Source organism: Tsukamurella sp. 1534 (genome assembly GCF_000312385.1).
Lineage (GTDB): Bacteria > Actinomycetota > Actinomycetes > Mycobacteriales > Mycobacteriaceae > Tsukamurella.
In genome coordinates this window covers 975,194-991,320 of the sequence record NZ_HE997626.1, presented here as the reverse complement: position 1 = coordinate 991,320, position 16,127 = coordinate 975,194, and the positions used below count along the sequence as shown (strand labels likewise).

The 16,127-nt window shown below is 70.1% G+C and carries 13 protein-coding genes; 7 read left to right on the top strand and 6 right to left on the bottom strand.

Translation table 11 applies throughout. The annotated features are described in order from the left end of the window. The 4 genes from BN39_RS23830 to BN39_RS04965 all read left to right on the top strand — a co-directional run. Positions 1-181: hypothetical protein (locus BN39_RS23830; protein ID WP_237741623.1), on the top strand; the 181-nt coding region annotated here is incomplete at its 5' end. A gap of 66 nt (positions 182-247) precedes the next feature. Then, positions 248-2,299, top strand: a complete 2,052-nt coding sequence (locus tag BN39_RS22065; RefSeq protein ID WP_019201260.1) for a serine/threonine-protein kinase — start codon at positions 248-250, stop codon at positions 2,297-2,299. Further along, on the top strand, positions 2,299-2,907 hold the full coding sequence (locus BN39_RS04970) for a hypothetical protein (protein ID WP_019201259.1): 609 nt from the start codon (positions 2,299-2,301) through the stop codon (positions 2,905-2,907). Before BN39_RS22065 ends, BN39_RS04970 begins: the two co-directional genes overlap by 1 nt. An 8-nt stretch (positions 2,908-2,915) precedes the next feature. Next, entirely contained in the window at positions 2,916-3,569 is a 654-nt protein-coding gene (locus BN39_RS04965; RefSeq protein WP_019201258.1) for a nitroreductase family protein, read from the top strand. A gap of 75 nt (positions 3,570-3,644) precedes the next feature. Here BN39_RS04965 and BN39_RS22060 read toward each other — a convergent pair whose 3' ends face one another. Next, a complete protein-coding gene (locus BN39_RS22060) occupies positions 3,645-4,490 on the bottom strand; it encodes an endonuclease domain-containing protein (protein ID WP_148281415.1) in 846 nt (281 codons plus the stop codon). Between the two features lie 115 nt (positions 4,491-4,605). Continuing rightward, complete coding sequence (locus BN39_RS04955) at positions 4,606-5,772, bottom strand: TetR/AcrR family transcriptional regulator (protein WP_019201256.1); 1,167 nt, start codon at positions 5,770-5,772, stop codon at positions 4,606-4,608. Positions 5,773-5,928: 156 nt separating this feature from the next. Between BN39_RS04955 and BN39_RS04950 the strand changes: the two genes are divergently transcribed. Both BN39_RS04950 and BN39_RS04945 read left to right on the top strand, forming a co-directional pair. Further along, complete coding sequence (locus tag BN39_RS04950) at positions 5,929-7,140, top strand: acetyl-CoA C-acetyltransferase (protein ID WP_019201255.1); 1,212 nt, start codon at positions 5,929-5,931, stop codon at positions 7,138-7,140. 31 nt (positions 7,141-7,171) lie between these two features. Then, positions 7,172-9,364 (top strand): 3-hydroxyacyl-CoA dehydrogenase NAD-binding domain-containing protein, encoded by a 2,193-nt coding sequence (locus tag BN39_RS04945; protein ID WP_040765889.1) that lies wholly within the window; start codon positions 7,172-7,174, stop codon positions 9,362-9,364. Between the two features lie 92 nt (positions 9,365-9,456). On the opposite strand, the gene BN39_RS04940 is transcribed toward BN39_RS04945, so the two are convergent. The 4 genes from BN39_RS04940 to BN39_RS04925 all read right to left on the bottom strand — a co-directional run bounded on the left by BN39_RS04940 (position 9,457) and on the right by BN39_RS04925 (position 13,894). Continuing rightward, a complete protein-coding gene (locus BN39_RS04940) occupies positions 9,457-10,125 on the bottom strand; it encodes an HdeD family acid-resistance protein (protein ID WP_019201253.1) in 669 nt (222 codons plus the stop codon). Between the two features lie 75 nt (positions 10,126-10,200). After that, complete coding sequence (locus BN39_RS04935) at positions 10,201-10,821, bottom strand: DUF1269 domain-containing protein (RefSeq protein ID WP_159103224.1); 621 nt, start codon at positions 10,819-10,821, stop codon at positions 10,201-10,203. 185 nt (positions 10,822-11,006) lie between these two features. Beyond that, positions 11,007-11,687 (bottom strand): ANTAR domain-containing protein, encoded by a 681-nt coding sequence (locus tag BN39_RS04930; RefSeq protein ID WP_019201251.1) that lies wholly within the window; start codon positions 11,685-11,687, stop codon positions 11,007-11,009. 179 nt (positions 11,688-11,866) lie between these two features. Next, a complete protein-coding gene (locus BN39_RS04925) occupies positions 11,867-13,894 on the bottom strand; it encodes a M13 family metallopeptidase (protein WP_019201250.1) in 2,028 nt (675 codons plus the stop codon). A gap of 157 nt (positions 13,895-14,051) precedes the next feature. Here BN39_RS04925 and BN39_RS04920 point away from each other — a divergent pair, with 157 nt between their 5' ends. Further along, positions 14,052-16,121, top strand: a complete 2,070-nt coding sequence (locus BN39_RS04920) for a CocE/NonD family hydrolase (RefSeq protein ID WP_019201249.1) — start codon at positions 14,052-14,054, stop codon at positions 16,119-16,121. Positions 16,122-16,127: the final 6 nt, after the last annotated feature.

Here is a 16,127-nt window from a genome sequence, read left to right as displayed (position 1 = left end):
GCCGCCGTACGAACGCGGGAGCGGCGCGCCCCGCAAGCTGGGCGGCGACCGGTGGGTGCGGCCCTCCAAGGACGCGGGCGACGGCGGACCGTCGCGCCGGCCCCGTCGCGAGCCGGGCGCGCCCCGGTGGTCCCCGCCCTCGGAGCAGCGCCCGCCCGACGGGCCGCCAACCTCGCGTTAAGCTGCAGCCAACCTGCTACGCGGTAGATTCCTATCGCTGTATGACTGCAGGAACGGAGGTGTCGGCGTGGTAGCCGATCCGGGTGAATCGATCGCGGGATACGTGGTCGAGTCGGTGCTGGGCACCGGCGGCATGGGCACGGTGTACCGGGTGCGGCACCGCACGCTCCCGCGGTCCGTGGCGCTCAAGGTCCTGCAGAGCCAGTTCTCGGCCGATCCGTCGGTGCGGGCGCGGTTCGACCGCGAGGCCGACATCGTGGCCGGGCTCAAGCACCCGCACATCGTGGACGTCTACGACCGCGGCGAATCCGACGGGCACCTGTGGATCGCGATGGAGCTGGTGGAGGGCGGCAACGTCGCGACCACCGTCCAGCGCGAGGGACCGTTCAGCCTGGACCGCGCCGTCTCCGTGGTCGAGCAGGTGGCGGACGCCCTCGATTACGCGCACCAGCACGGCATCCTGCACCGCGACGTGAAGCCCGCCAACTTCCTCGTGGACCGGGGCCGGCGCGGCGAGCAGGTGAAGCTCGCCGACTTCGGCATCGGCGCCGCGCAGACCGAGGTGGGGCAGCACACGCAGACCGGCACGGTCGTCGGCACGCTGGCGTACACCGCGCCGGAGGCGTTGCTCGGCCACCCCATCGACCACCGGGCCGACGTGTACTCGCTCGCGTGCGCCACCGTCGTGCTGCTCACGGGCGCACCGCCGTTCAGTACCACGGTGTCCGGGCAGCTGATGCTGGCGCACATCAGCCAGAACCCGCCCAGTATCCGGCTCAAGCGCCCGGACCTCTCGCCCGAGATCGATTACGTGCTCTCGCGCGCGATGGCCAAGAACCCCGCCGAGCGGTACAACTCCGCGGGCGAGTTCGCCGACGCCCTCTCCTCCGCGTCCAGGCGGATGTCCGGCGCCGCGGGCATGGTGCCGCCGCAGAGCGGCGGGGGAGCGAATTGGCAGGGCACTCCGTCGAATCCGGCGTTGGCGACCGGGTTCAACCCGGCCGGCATGCCGCCGTCGGGCACCGTGCCCGGTTATCCAGGGCCCGGCGGTCCCGGCGGTCCCGGCGGTCCCGGGGGGCCCAGCGGCCCGAGCAACCCGACGATGGCCGGCCTGCAGGGCCCGCCCGGCGCGCCCCCGGTTCCCGGGAAGAGCAAGCGGCCGTGGATCATCGGCGGCGCCGCCGCGCTCGTGGTACTGCTCGCCGTGATCATCGGCGTCGTCGTGTTCACCCGCGGCGGCTCGTCGGACGGGCCGGAACTCGACGCGTGGTCGGCCCGCAGCGTCACCGACGTGAACGGGGAGACGAAGCTCGAGAACCGCCCGGAGCGGATCGTCGCGCTGGGCCCCGGCGACGCGGAGATCGTCTCCGCGCTGGGCTTCACCGTGGTCGCCGGCGCGAACGGGCCGAAGTCCGAGATGCCCTCGTGGGTACCGGCGCTCAAGGACACCCCCACCGCGGGCACCTCCAGCGACCCGGACGAGTCCGTGATCGAGAACGCGAAGCCGGACCTCATCATCGACACCGATCCCGCCGGCTCGGCGAAGGTCAAGGATCTCGGCTCCGTGGCCCCCGCGATCGCGGTCCCCTCCTCGGGCAGCAACGGCTGGACGTGGCAGGAGCAGATGGCGTACATCGCGGAGGCCCTGGGCGCGAAAGCGCGCGCCGACGCCGTGAAGAAGACCTACGAGCAGCGGATCACCGAACTGCGCTCGGCGCACCCGGATTTCACCGGGAAGAAGGTGGACCTGATCCACTTCAACGGGCAGGCGACGCTGCTGGCGACCAACTCCACCAGCCCGTTCCAGATGCTGGGGCAGCTCGGCTTCTCGATGCAGACGCCGGGCAAGGGCAGCGGATCGGCGTGGCTCACCGTCGACTCCTCGGGGATGTACACCGCCGTCAGCTCGCGCGAGGTGGACCGGTCGATCATCGCCAGGACCGACCCCGCCGCCGGCAACGGCGGATACGACGGGCTGCCGGCGTCCCTGAACTACGGGGTGCCGATCGTCATCCTGGACCAGACCAACGGCGTGGACGCGCTGCTGTACGGCGGCCCCCTCGCCATCGACACGGTGGCCGAGAAGGTGCTGCCCGCGATCGCGAAGGGAGTGAAGTGATGGCCGAGCAGACGCTCACCGTCGACGACCTGCGCCGGTACGCCGACGCGCTGGCCGAGGGCAAGCGGCCCCTGGTGTACTTGATCGAGGCGGTGCCGAGCCTGGGGCTCGCCGCGGGCGCGTCGGCGCGCGTGATCGAGGTGTCGGGGACCATGGTCACCGTCAAACCCGCGGGCGTCGACGATCAGCTGCCCTACGAGGCCCGCGAGCTGCGGGCCACCAAGCAGCCCAAGCCGGTCAAGCCCGTCAAGGAGGCGAAGGCGGCGAAGGCCTCGCCTGTCAAGGCGGCGGCGCCGGCGAAGCCCGCGAGATCGGTGGCCGTGACGGTGTTCGTGGGCGCGGACAACGTGGCGTCCATCAAGGTCACCCGTAACGGGCAGAAGCCCTCCGGCGCCCGCGAGGTGGCGCTGCCCGCCGTGCACAAGGCGCTCGCCGGGCTCGGCGACAAGGAGGCCACCGCGGCCGTCGGCGACGTGCTGTCCGCCGCCCGGGACGCCGCCGCCGACCGCGTGGCCGCGCTCCAGGCGGAACTCACGGCCGCGAAGAAGTCGCTCGCCTCACTGGACCGGGCGAAGCGCGGGAATGCGGGCCCCGCGGGGCGGCGTTAGCCTCAGGCATGAGCGAATTCCCCCAGCTGGACCTGTCCGCCGACGAGCTGCTCACCACCACCCGGTCGGTGCGCAAGAGGCTCGACCTGGAGCGGCCGGTCCCGCTCGAGGTGATCACCGAGGCGCTCGAGGTGGCGCTGCAGGCCCCGTCGGGCAGCAACGCCCAGGGCTGGCACTGGATCGTGCTGACCGACCCGGAGAAGAAGCGGATCGCCGCCGAGTACTACAAGAAGTCCTACTACGCGTACGCCGAGGCGGGCGCGGCGGCGCGCGCGGCCAACCCGCCGGAGGACCTCGAGACCGCGGAGAAGGTGGTGTCCAGCGCGACGTACCTCGCCGACGTGATGCACGAGGTTCCCGCGCTCGTCATCGGGGCGCTGCACGTGCCCGGCGGCGCGCTCCCCGAGGGCAACCAGGCCGGCGTCTGGGGTTCGCTGCTGCCCGCCGCGTGGAGCCTGTCCCTCGCCCTCCGCGAGCGCGGCCTCGGATCTGCGTGGACCACACTGCACCTCACGTACGAGCGCGAGGTCGCCGAGGCCCTCGGCATCCCCGAGAACATCCGCCAGGGCGTCCTGCTGCCCGTCGCCTACACCAAGGGGACCGGCTTCAAGCCCGCCAAGCGCGCCCCGCTGGACACGGTCCTGCACGTCAACGGCTGGTAGGCCCGGCCCGGCCAGGATCGTCGGTGGGTTCCCGCGGCGTTCCCCCGGCGTGTCGCCGCAGGAACGCACCGAGGATCACCCGGACCACCCGCGCTCGACGAGCGCGGTGCGGGCCTGGCGGAGCAGCTCGTCCCGCCCGCCCTTGAGGGACCACTCGTTCGCGAGCACGACGATCCAGCCGTGATCGTGCTGGAGCCGGTTCCACCGCTGCACATCGGCGCGGTGTTGCGCCCGGTCGCGGTGATGGCCACCGTCGTACTCCACCGCGACGCGGTACTCCGCTGCGCCGAGATCCACGCGGAACCGCCCGCGCGCGACGCGGATCTGCGGCACGAACATCGTGAGCCCGGCGCGGTGCAGCAGGAGGCGGGTGTGCGTCTCCTGCGGTGACTCCGCGCGCCCGTCGGCCTCGGCGAGCACCGCCCGGATCCGCGCCGACCGGTGCAGCCGCGGGTGCGTCGCCAGGTACGCCTCCATCTCCTCGGTCGACGTGACGCGCCTGCCGTACCGGTCGATCCGGATGCACTGGTCGACGGCGGCGATCGCGCCGTCGCCGGGGACGAACCGGGCCAGATCGATCGCGGTGCGCACGGTCGTGGTCAGCGCGAAACCCTTGCGGCGCAGTATGTCCGACTCGGGCATGGCGCACCGTCGGACGAGGATTCCGTGCCGTTGCCGGTGCTCGGGCAGCCACACCTCGAGCGGGTGGCACTCGTCGGCGTAGGGGACCGCATGCATCCGGGCAGCGGACCGTCCGCAGAACACCGCCGCGGGATACACCTGCAGGACGGCCCGCTGCCGCTCGGCGAACGTGATCTCGTCCCCCACGGGCACACGCACGCCGCGGATCACCTGCTGGTACTCGGTGCGGATCCGGTGCGACGTGGTGTTCGCCTCCAGCTCCGACGTTCTGAACCCCATGCCCATTGGACGCGCCGGCGGGCCGATCCGTTCCGCCCCGGCCGAGCCTCGGTGGGTTCCCGCGGCGTTCCCCCGGCGTGTCGTCGCAGGAACGCACCGAGGATCGGGGCAGGCCTCAGATGCCGAGGGCGGCGTCCATGAGGTGGACCAGCTCGTCGTGGAACCGCGGGCGGCGGCGCAGGCGGCGGGTGCGGGCGAAGTCGTTGGCGATGGTCATCGCGGCGCCCACCGCGATCCGGGCGCCCGCGGCGTCCACCCCGCCGCCCGCCTCGAGCAGCGCGACCCACCGCGCGACGTACGCCTTCTGCGCCGCGAGCAGCGCCTCGCCGCCCGATTCGATCACCACCTCGCGGCCCACGGTGAACGCGACCGCGAGATCCGTCGAGGACACCAGGTTCGCGGCGTACGAGCGCACCAGAGCCCGGAGCTCGGCGATGGGATCGCCGCCGGAATCGGCGGCCGCGCCGACCACGCCCACCTCGAGCGTGGCGCGAGCCCGGCTCACGATGCCCACCAGGATCGACGCCTTCGATGGGAAGTGCCCGTACACGCTGGGGCCCGAGATCCCCACGGCCGCACCGATGTCGTCCATGCTCACCGCGCTGTAGCCGCGGGAGAAGAACAGTTCCGACGCGGCGTCGAGGATCTCGTCCGGCCGGACCACCGCGGACCGTCGGGCCGGGGGAGCCGGCAGCCGGGGCGCCGTCGACGGTGCCGCGCGCAACACCCTGCCCGCGATCAGTTCGAGGTCCGCGCGGTACCGGCGGATCCCGATCCGGCCGCGGCTCGGCGACACCGAACCGCCGACCGCGAGGACGGCCCACGCGAGCACCCGGGCGTCGTCGGCCGTGACCTCCGGATGGTCGCGCCGGAGCGCCTCGGTCCAGGCGCCGAGGACGCCCTCGCTCGCGGCGATCATCTCCCGGGCCTGCTCCGGCGTGAGGTGCCGCCGGTTCCAGCGCCACAGCGCGAGCGGCCCCGGGTGCGAGACGGCCATGGCGAAGACCGCCGACGCGAGGTCGTCGAACGTGGCGCCCGGCGCCGCGAGCGCCCCCGCGGTGGTCGCGGACATCTCGTCGACGGCCGCCCGCATGGCCGCGGCGAGGATCGTCTCCTTGTCCGGGAAGTGCCGGTACACGCTGGGCCCGCTGATCCCCGCGGCGCGGGCGATATCGGCGACCGAGACCTTGCCGTAGCCGCGCTCGAGGAAGAGCCCGGTGGCGACGTCGATCAGCTGACGACGTCGCTCGGCGGGGCGCAGGCGAGTGTTCGGGGTGGCCATGATTAACGCAACGATAGCCGATGGATCACGTTCTATGTACCGATCTACATGCGATTCTTTCCAAATAAGCTACATCCGGTTAGCCTGTAGCAGGACGGGCCTCCACAGTGCTCACGAGGGGTCCGAACACCTTCTTCGAAAGGACGGGAAGACCAAGTGTCTGACGCATTCATCTACGAGGCGATCCGCACGCCCCGTGGCAAGCTCAAGGGCGGCTCGCTGACCGCCGTCAAGCCCACCGACCTGGTGGTCGGCCTGATCGACGAGATCAAGGACCGCAACCCCGAGCTGGACCCCGCGACGATCGACGACATCGTCCTCGGCGTGGTCTCGCCCGTCGGTGAGCAGGGTGCCGACATCGCGCGCACCGCCTCGATCGTCGCCGGCCTGCCGGAGACCGTCGCGGGTGTGCAGATCAACCGCTTCTGCGCCTCGGGCCTGGAGGCCACCAACATGGCGGCCCAGAAGGTCGGCTCGGCCCTCGGCGACGACCTGGTCCTCGCCGGCGGCGTCGAGTCGATGTCCCGCGTGCCCATGGGCTCCGACTTCGGCGCCCTGTTCTACGACGCGCAGTACAGCTACGACAACTACATCGCCCCGCAGGGCATCGGCGCCGACCTGATCGCCACGATCGAGGGCTTCAGCCGCGACGACGTGGACCAGTACTCGGCCGAGTCGCAGGACCTCGCCGCCAAGGCGTGGGACGAGGGCCGCTTCGCCAAGTCCGTCGTGCCGGTCAAGGACCAGAGCGGCCTCGTCGTGCTCGACAACGACGAGCACCGTCGTCCCGGCACCACCGCCGCCGACCTGGGCAAGCTGCGCCCCGCGTTCACCACCATCGGCGAGATGGGCGGCTTCGACGCCGTCGCGCTGCAGAAGTACACCACCGTCGAGCGCATCGAGCACGTGCACACCGGCGGCAACAGCTCGGGCATCGTCGACGGTGCCGCGCTGGTGCTGGTGGGCAACGAGGCCGGCGGCAAGAAGGCCGGACTGACCCCGCGCGGCCGCATCGTGGCCACCGCGTCGACCGGTGCCGACCCGACGATCATGCTCACCGGCCCCACGCCGGCCACCGAGAAGGTGCTGGCCAAGGCCGGGCTGACCAAGGACGACATCGACGTGTGGGAGCTCAACGAGGCCTTCGCGTCCGTCGTGCTCAAGTGGATGAAGGACTTCAAGCTCGACCGCGAGCAGGTCAACGTCAACGGCGGCGCGATCGCGCTGGGCCACCCCCTGGGCGCCACCGGCGCCATGCTGGTGGGCACCGTGCTCGACGAGCTGGAGCGCACGGGCGGCCGCTACGGCCTGATCACGCTGTGCATCGCCGGCGGCATGGGCTCGGCCACCATCATCGAGCGCGTCTGACGCCCCGGAACTACAGGAGACGAGAAACAGCATGTCTGAGAACATGATCCGCTGGGAGCAGGACGCCGACGGCATCGTCGTGCTCACCATGGACGACCCCACGGCGTCCGCGAACACGATGAACGAGCTCTACGGCACGTCGATGCGGGAGACCGTCGACCGCCTCGAGGCCGAGGTCGACTCGATCACCGGCGTCGTCATCACCTCCGCGAAGAAGACCTTCTTCGCCGGCGGCAACCTGACCGAGATCCGCAAGGCCGGCCCGGCCGACGCGCAGCAGGTGTTCGACAACGTCCAGGCGATCAAGAAGGACCTCCGCCGCCTGGAGAAGCTGCCGAAGCCCGTCGTGGCGGCCGTCAACGGCGCCGCGCTCGGCGGCGGCCTGGAGATCGCGCTCGCCGCGAACCACCGCATCGCCGCGGACGTCAAGGGCAGCAAGATCGGCCTCCCCGAGGTCAGCCTGGGCCTGCTCCCCGGCGGCGGCGGCGTGACCCGCACCGTGCGCATGCTCGGCCTGCAGGGGGCCCTGATGGGCGTGCTGCTCCAGGGCCAGCAGATGGCGCCGGCCAAGGCCCAGAAGACCGGCCTCGTCAACGATCTCGTCGGCACCGTCGAGGAGCTCGTGCCCGCCGCCAAGGAGTGGATCAAGGCCAACCCCGAGTCCTCGGCGCAGCCGTGGGACGTCAAGGGCCACCGGATCCCCGGCGGCAGCCCGATCGACAAGACGCTGGCGCCCAACGCGCCGGCGTTCCCGGCCAACCTGCGCAAGCAGCTCAAGGGCGCGCCGATGCCGGCGCCCGAGGCGATCATGGCCTCCGCGTTCGAGGGCACCTACGTCGACTTCGACACCGCCCTCGAGATCGAGTCGCGCTACTTCACCAAGCTGGCCACCGGCCAGGTCTCGAAGAACATGATCAAGGCGTTCTTCTTCGACCTGCAGCACATCAACGGCGGCGGCTCGCGGCCCGACGGCTTCGACAAGTACCAGGCCAAGAAGGTCGGCGTGATCGGCGCCGGCATGATGGGCGCGGCCATCGCGTACGTCTCGGCCAAGGCCGGGATCGACGTGGTGCTCAAGGACATCGACCAGGCCGCCGCCGACCGCGGCAAGGAGTACTCGGTCAAGCTGGAGGAGAAGGCGCTCGCGAAGGGTCGCACCACCCAGGAGAAGTCCGACGCCCTGCTCGCCCGCATCCACCCGACCGTGGACCCGCAGGACTTCGCAGGCGTCGACCTCGTGATCGAGGCCGCGTTCGAGTCCGTCGAGGTCAAGAACAAGGTCTTCCAGGAGATCGAGGACGTCGTCGAGCCCGACGCCGTCCTGGGGTCGAACACTTCGACCCTGCCGATCACCATCCTGGCCGAGGGCGTCAAGCGCGCCGAGGACTTCATCGGCATCCACTTCTTCTCCCCCGTGGACAAGATGCCGCTGGTCGAGATCATCCGCGGCGAGAAGACCTCGGATGCGGTGCTGGCCAAGGTGATCGACTACACCCTGCAGATCAAGAAGACCCCGATCGTGGTTCACGACAGCCGCGGCTTCTTCACCTCGCGCGTGATCGGCACGTTCATCAACGAGGCCCTCGCGGCCGTCGGTGAGGGCGTCGACCCGGTGTACCTCGAGCAGGCGGGCGCGCAGGCCGGCTACCCGGCCCCGCCGCTGCAGCTGGCCGACGAGCTGACCCTCACCCTGATGCAGAAGATCCGCCTCGCCACCGAGACGGCGCTCAAGGAGGAGGGCAAGGACGTGCCGCAGCACGGCGCGTTCGCCGTGGTCGACTGGATGGTCGAGAACGGCCGCCCCTCCAAGAAGGACGGCGCGGGCTTCTACGACTACGCCGACGGCAAGCGCACCGGCCTGTCGAAGGGCTTCCAGGAGCACTTCAAGTCCGGCAGCGTCACGCCGGACTTCGCCGAGCTCCAGGAGCGCATGCTGTTCATCGAGTCGATCGAGACCGTGCGCTGCTTCGACGAGGGCGTGATGGACTCGGTGGCCGACGCCAACATCGGCTCGATCTTCGGCATCGGCTTCCCGGCCTGGACCGGCGGCGTGCTGCAGTACATCAACGGTTACCAGGGCCGCACCGGCACCCCCGCCGAGGGCCTCACCGGCCCGAAGGCGTTCGTGGAGCAGGCGAAGAACCTGGCCGCCAAGTACGGCGAGCAGTTCACCCCGCCGGCCTCGCTGGTCGCCAAGGCCGAGGCGGGCGAGACCTACGAGTAGGTCCGCGCCGCAGCGGTAGAACACACGAGACGACCCGGTTCCGTGGGGAACCGGGTCGTTTCGTGTCGTGCCCGACGGTGCCGGGCCGTGGCTCAGACCTGCGGGACCACCTTGTTGTAGGTGGAGCGGATCTGGAAGCCGTGGAAGATCTCGCCCACGCCCACCACGATGAGCATGATGCCCGCGATGAGCGCGAGCTCGCCCACCTCCTCCGCCGGGTAGACCGTGACGATCACACCGGCCGCGATGATGAGGCCGGCCAGGATGACGCCCCACACCTTGCCCGGTGTGCCCTTCGGCATGTCCAGCCAGATGGCCAGAGCCGTGATCCCGGCGAACAGCCAGCCCACGCCGATGAAGATCGCGAGGATCACCAGCGACGCGGCGACGTTGCGGAACGCGGCCACGGACAGGGTGATCGAGAGCGCCCCCGAGACGAAGGACAGGAAGCGCCACCACCCGGTGGCCGGCTGCAGCGCGCCGCCGAACGTGGAGAACACCTGGATGCAGCCCGTGACCAGAAGGTAGATCGCGAACACGTAACCGACCACGGTGAGAGTGACGGACGGCCACGCGAACAGCACGATCGCCAGGATCAGTGCGACTACGCCGATGCCGAAGGCGGCCTTCGCGGATCGGTCGAAGACCTCCTTGGTGAACCCCTGGATCTTGTCCAGGATCGGCAACTGCGCGTGGTGCGCCTGGGTGTGCTGCGGTGCGGGCGGCTGCGACGCCGCGGGAGGAACAGAGCTGTCAGTCATCTGGACTCTTCTTTCCGGGAGGTAACGCTACTGGTCGTGAGGTGGTGGAGCAGTGGAGCAATCGAGCGCGAGCGCTCAGGAGCCCTGTGAGGAGATGCCGAGCTTCTCCTTGAGGGTGTTGACCCGCTCGTGACGCTTCTCGGACCGTTCGGCCTGCTTCTGGTCGCGGACCTTCTTCCGAGCCGCCTTCTCGGCCTCGTCGGCGGCCGCCTCCGCGGCGTCGATCTCGTCGAGCACCTCGTCGGTGGAGACGCGCAGGAGCTTCGCGCCGGACCGGGCGGCGAAGCCGTCGACGGCGTCGTGCGAGCCCTCGACCACATCGGCGACCAGCGCGTTCGTGCCGGGCGGGATCGACTTCGACATCCGGGCGATCACCGAATCCGAATCGTCGGCGCGGGCGAGGTCCCACGCCCCGCCGATCAGGGCGCCGCCCGCCCAACCGAGCAGGACCCCGAGCGGGCCGCCGAGGATGCCGACGAGCACGCCGAGCGTGCTGCCGCCGAGCGTGGCCAGGCCGATCGTGCCCGAGTCGTCCTGCGGGACGCTCAGCGAGCCGTCGGCGTTGCGGGCCACGATCGCCGATTGCCGCACCTCGACCGCGCCCGCGTCGCCGAGTTCGCCGAGTTCGCTCAACGCCTCGTACGCGGGGCTGGTGGTGGGCCAGCTCAGCAGGATGACGTTCTCTTCCGATGCCACGGACATTCCCCCTTCATGCCGTTCCGGCGTTCCGCGCCCTGCGGGGCGCGACCTCTTCGCCGCTCGCGCTCAGTGGAGCACGGATCTGTTGCAATGGCACAGTGGGTGGGGGCGTTGCGACGCGTTTGCGACATATTGCCGATAGGCGATCGCGCGTTCAGCGCGCGGAACCGGACACGGAGAATTTAGTCCGGGCCGGCCTCGATGACCTGTTCCGCTACCTCGGCGAGGCGGATGTTGCTGTCCTGGGACAGGCGCGCCAACAGCCGGAAGGCACCGTCGGAGTCCAGCTTGTAGCGCTCCATGATCATGCCCTTCGCCTGGCCGATCACGTCCCGGGTGGTCAGGGCCGCCCGGATCTGCTCCTTCTCGCGCACCGCGGAGAAGGCCACCGCCGCGTGGACGGCGAACAGGGAGCCGATCGAGACCGATTCCGTGTCGAACGCGTTCGGTTCGGCGGACATGAGGTCGAGTGTTCCGTAGGCGTCGCTCTGCACGTACAGGCAGAAGGACAGGATCGAGCCCACGCCGGCGGCGTGCGCCGCCGCCGCGAATCGCGGCCACCGCTCTTCCGTCGCGGTGTCCTCGATGAGGATCGTGGTGGATTCGAAGGTCGCCCCCACGGTGGGGCCCTCCTCGAGCTCGAGCTGGAGGTCGGCCACGCGTTGCGCGGTCTCCCCGATCACCACGGGGTGGCTGATGCCGCCCTTCGGGTCGACCAGAGTGACGCTGGCGTAGGCGGCGCCGGGCACCTGGTCCACGGCGAATTGGGTGGCGGCGGTGAGGAGGGACTCGGAATCCGCGGACTGCTCGCGCAGGAGCCGCGCCATCTCGCCCATCCGTTCGCTGAGTGTCAGCTCCTCCAAGGGGGGTTCGTCCGGCGTCTCGTAGACGACTCCGAGGACGGAGGGAAGTTGTTCAGTCGACTGCTTGCGTGCTGGCACGGCCACCCGTTCTCCGCGCCACCGATTGGACGCGGGCTCACAACGTGGTTCCCGCCGGTTACTGGACGGTTTCTGGTCAGGGCTTGCTTACTGATCGAGATTTACCATATCGAGACACGGCGGTCGGGGTCCAAAAACAGGCGATCCCCCTCGGATACGCCGAAAGCGGAATAGAACTCGTTGAGATTGCTCACGATTGCATTGCAACGGAATTCGGCCGGCGAATGCGGGTCGATGGCGAGCCTCCGGATGGACTCCTCCGTACGCGATTTGCCGCGCCAGATCTCACCCCAGCTGAAGAACACCCGCTGCAGCCCGGTCAGGTCGTCGACCACCGTCGACGGATCGTCGACGGTGCCGCCGGCCCGCTCGCGCGCGATCCCGTACGCCACCAGGGCGATACCCAGACCGCCCAGGTCGCCGATGTTCTCGCCCACGGTGAACCCGCCGTTCACGTGGTGCTCGGTACCGGCCAGCTCCCGCGGCGTCAGCGCGTCGTACTGTTCGATGAGAGCCGTTGTGCGCTTACCGAATTCGGCGCGGTCCTGGTCCGTCCACCAGTCCTCGAGATTGCCGTCCCCGTCGTACTTGGCGCCCTGGTCGTCGAAGCCGTGGCCGATCTCGTGGCCGATCACGGCGCCGATGCCGCCGAAGTTGACCGCGTCGTCCGCGGTGGGGGAGAAGAAGGGCGGCTGCAGGATCGCGGCCGGGAAGACGATCTCGTTCATGCCCGGGTTGTAATACGCGTTCACGGTCTGCGGGGTCATGAACCATTCGTCGCGATCCACCGGCGCGCCGATCTTCGCGAATTCGCGGTCGTGCTCGAACGCCTCGCCGCGACGGAGATTGCCGAGCAGATCGTCACGCCGGATCTCCAGCGCGGAGTAATCGCGCGATTTGTCCGGATATCCGATCTTCGGGGTGAATTTGCCCAGTTTCTCCAGGGCGCGTTCGCGGGTGGCGGGGGTCATCCACTCCAGATCGCTGATCCGGCGGCGGTACGCCTCCACCAGGTCGGCCACCAGTTCCTGCATGCGCGCCTTGGCGTCGGCGGGGAAGTGTTGCGCGGTGTACAGCTCGCCCACCGCGAACCCCAGGTACATCTCCACGATGCCGACTCCGCGCTTCCACCGCTCCCGGATCTCGGGCGCGCCGGTGAGGGTGGTCCCGTAGAACGCGAAGTGTTCGTCGACCAGGGCGTCCGTGAGGAACGGGCTGCGCGTGTGCAGCACGCGCCACGCCAGCCAGGTGCGCCACTGCGCGACCGGTCGGTCGGTGAGCAGCTGCGCCGCGTGCACGGCGAACGAGGGCTGGCGCACGTTCACCTCGGCGAAGGCCGGCGGCACACCGTCGGCGGTGCCCGGCGCGCCGGTGACGGCCGCGACCCACGTGGCGAGCGCCAGGCCGGGGGCCTCGGAGTCCAGTTCGGCGAACGTGCGCAGGTTGTAGCCCTTGTCCGCGTCCCGGCGGTCCACGACGTTCCAGTGGCCCGCGGCGACGGCGGTCTCCAGGTCGAGGACCTGCGCCGCGGCCGTCTCCTCCTCGCCGGGCGCGACGATGCCGTCGAGGGCGCCGGCGGCGAGCCGGAACGTCGCCGCGACGTGCGCGACGAACTTCTCCCGGATCTCCGCGTACTGGTCCTCGCGGTAGTAGGCCTCGTCGGGCAGCGAGATGCCGCTCTGCACGAGCTGCACCAGATAGCGGTCGGAGCGCTTGGCGTCCGTGTCCACGTAGTAGCCCAGCAGCCCGCCGACGCCGGTGCGCTGCAGTCGTCCGAGAACGGTCGCGACGCCGGCGGGCGAGTCCGCCCCGCGCACCTGGGCCAGATCGTCGGTGAGCGGGGCCAGGCCCGCCGCCGCGATCGCCGCGGTGTCCATGAAGCTGGTGTAGAGGTCGCCGATCCGTGCGGTGTCGCCGGTGGCGGCGGGCTCGGCCGCGGCGGATTCGACGATCTCGCGGACCCGCGCCTCGGCGTCGTCGCGGAGGGCGTAGAAGGCACCGTCGGTGGAGCGGTCCGCGGGGATCTCGTGCGTGTCCAGCCAGCGGCCGTTGACGTGGCCGAACAGGTCGTCCTGTACGCGAACGGCGGGGTCGACGTGGCTGAGGTCCAGAGCGCGATCGGAAGTCACCGCCCCATCCTGCCAGCCTCCCTGAGAAATCCCATACAATGAGATAACTGACTCGTCAGTATTCCCTGTGACGCGCCCCACGGTTACCGTGCGAGGTGACGCAAACCGCAAACCCGGTTGACGCGAACGATGCTCATAAGTTCAGGGGGATTCTCGGATGGGAACGACGCGGGCCCGCCGGCACCTGGTGCCGATCTCGCTACTGACGGCAGTGGTCCTGGCGCTCACCCTGGCGGTGGTCCCCGGCCTGGCCGCGAGAGCCGACGCCGAGCCCTGGAAGCCGGGCGCGGGCGTGGCCGGAATGATCAATCCTGAATGGATCGCGTCGCACGACGGCCCGTCGAAGTACCCGAACATGGCCACGGAATGGGACGTGCCGATCACCATGTCGGACGGCACCGTGCTCCGGGCCAACATCTTCCGCCCGGCGGACGCCTCCGGCAGGGCGATCGACGCGAAGACGCCGACGATCGTCAACGTCACCCCGTACACGAAGTTCGTGAGCACCGTCGCCACAGTGATGACCAACGTCCCGGTGCTGTACCCGGCCCTCGTGGGCGTGCTCAACCTGTTTAACTTCTCCGGAACCCCGATCGGCGGCGTCGACGAGCTGCGCAACGTGCTCAACGGCGGCCTGATCAACACCTTCACCGTGGACCAGAAGCTGGTGCAGAGCGGCTACACCCAGGTCGTGGTCGACGTGCGCGGCACCGGCAACTCGCAGGGCGTGTGGGACGTGTTCGGCGCGCGCGAGCAGAAGGACACGATCGAGGTGCTCGACTGGATCCGCGAGCAGCCCTGGACCAACGGCCGCATGGGCATGGCCGGCGTCTCCTACTCCGCGATCAATCAGCTGCAGGCGGCGTCGAAGAACCCGAAGGGGCTCGAGGCCGTCTTCCCCGTGGTGCCGGGCGCCGACATCGCGGCCGACATCGTGGCCCCCGGCGGCGGCCTCGGCGTGGGCTTCCTCGGCCCCTGGCTGGCGATCGTCAACATCCTCAAGTTCATCCCGGACCTGCGGTCGCTGCTCAACGGCACGTTCGACTGGAAGTGGCTGCAGGACAGGCTGCAGAACCCCGCGGTCTTCGTGCCGGAGCTGCTCTCGGGCGTCTTCTCCCCGACGGTCGACGGGCTCACTCCCACCACGAAGCAGCTCATCGACAAGAACTCGCCGCTGCGCGCCGCGTACCGCACCCCGCTGGACAGGATCACCACGCCCACGTTCGCGCTGGGCGCCTGGAACGACCTGTTCACCAACACCGAGTGGCGCCTCCCCAAGGACCTCAGCTCCCTGCCCGCCAGCAAGAAGAAGCTCATCATGGGCGACGCGGCGCACGCCACCGTCACCAACGACATGGGCGGGGTGAACCAGCCGACGCGCGCCGACGTGCTGCAGAAGGCCTGGTTCGACAAGTGGCTCAAGGACCAGGACAACGGCATCGAGAACTACTCGCCGGTCACCGTGCACCGGATCGGCGGCGGCTGGTGGCAGGGCGACACCTTCCCCGAACCCGGGCAGAAGTACCAGCGGATGTACCTCTCCGGCCTGCCGTCGGGCTCCGCGCCGGGCTCGCTCAGCGATAACAGCCTGCAGAGCGCCCCGCCGAAGATCGCCGCACGGCGCACCGTCGGGCCCGGCCTGTCCACGCTCTGCTCGAACGACACCGGCCAGGCCATGTTCGGCCTGCTCGTGCTCACCGGCTGCACCAGGGACACCCGGGTCGCGGAGATGAACGCGCTCACCTTCAGCTCGAAACCGGTGGGCAAGTCCACGGTGATCTCGGGGCCGATCAACCTGCGGCTCAACACCACCCAGGACGCGCGGGACGCCTACTGGAGCGTGATCGTCACCGACGTCTCGCCCGACGGGCGCTCGGAGAAGATCAGCTCCGGCCAGCTCACCACGTCGCTCCGGCAGATCGACGAATCGCGCAGCATCCGCACGGCCGGCGGAGACATGGCGTCCCCGTACTACAAGCTCAACCTCGACGACCGGGAACTGGTCAAACCCGGCCAGGAGGTGCAGCTCGACATCGGCACCCACGCCGTGAGCGCCGTGCTCAAGCCCGGGCACCGGCTCCGGGTGGACGTGTTCGCGCTCAACCTGATCAAGGCCATGACCGTGGGGCCGGTGACCGCGGAGACCGGGCTGCGGCCGCAGCACGTGCTCATCGACCCGAAGAAGCCCAGCTACCTGGTGGTGCCCTCGGACCGCCCGCTGCCCTGATCCGCC

What these genes read in the sequence shown, in the direction of transcription:
- BN39_RS04955 (WP_019201256.1), bottom strand. Translation starts at nt 5,772, where the DNA reads ATGGCCACCCCGAACACTCGCCTGCGCCCCGCCGAGCGACGTCGTCAG.
- BN39_RS04965 (WP_019201258.1), top strand. Translation starts at nt 2,916, where the DNA reads ATGAGCGAATTCCCCCAGCTGGACCTGTCCGCCGACGAGCTGCTCACC.
- BN39_RS04920 (WP_019201249.1), top strand. Translation starts at nt 14,052, where the DNA reads ATGGGAACGACGCGGGCCCGCCGGCACCTGGTGCCGATCTCGCTACTG.
- BN39_RS22060 (WP_148281415.1), bottom strand. Translation starts at nt 4,490, where the DNA reads ATGGGGTTCAGAACGTCGGAGCTGGAGGCGAACACCACGTCGCACCGG.
- BN39_RS04940 (WP_019201253.1), bottom strand. Translation starts at nt 10,125, where the DNA reads ATGACTGACAGCTCTGTTCCTCCCGCGGCGTCGCAGCCGCCCGCACCG.
- BN39_RS04945 (WP_040765889.1), top strand. Translation starts at nt 7,172, where the DNA reads ATGTCTGAGAACATGATCCGCTGGGAGCAGGACGCCGACGGCATCGTC.
- BN39_RS04970 (WP_019201259.1), top strand. Translation starts at nt 2,299, where the DNA reads ATGGCCGAGCAGACGCTCACCGTCGACGACCTGCGCCGGTACGCCGAC.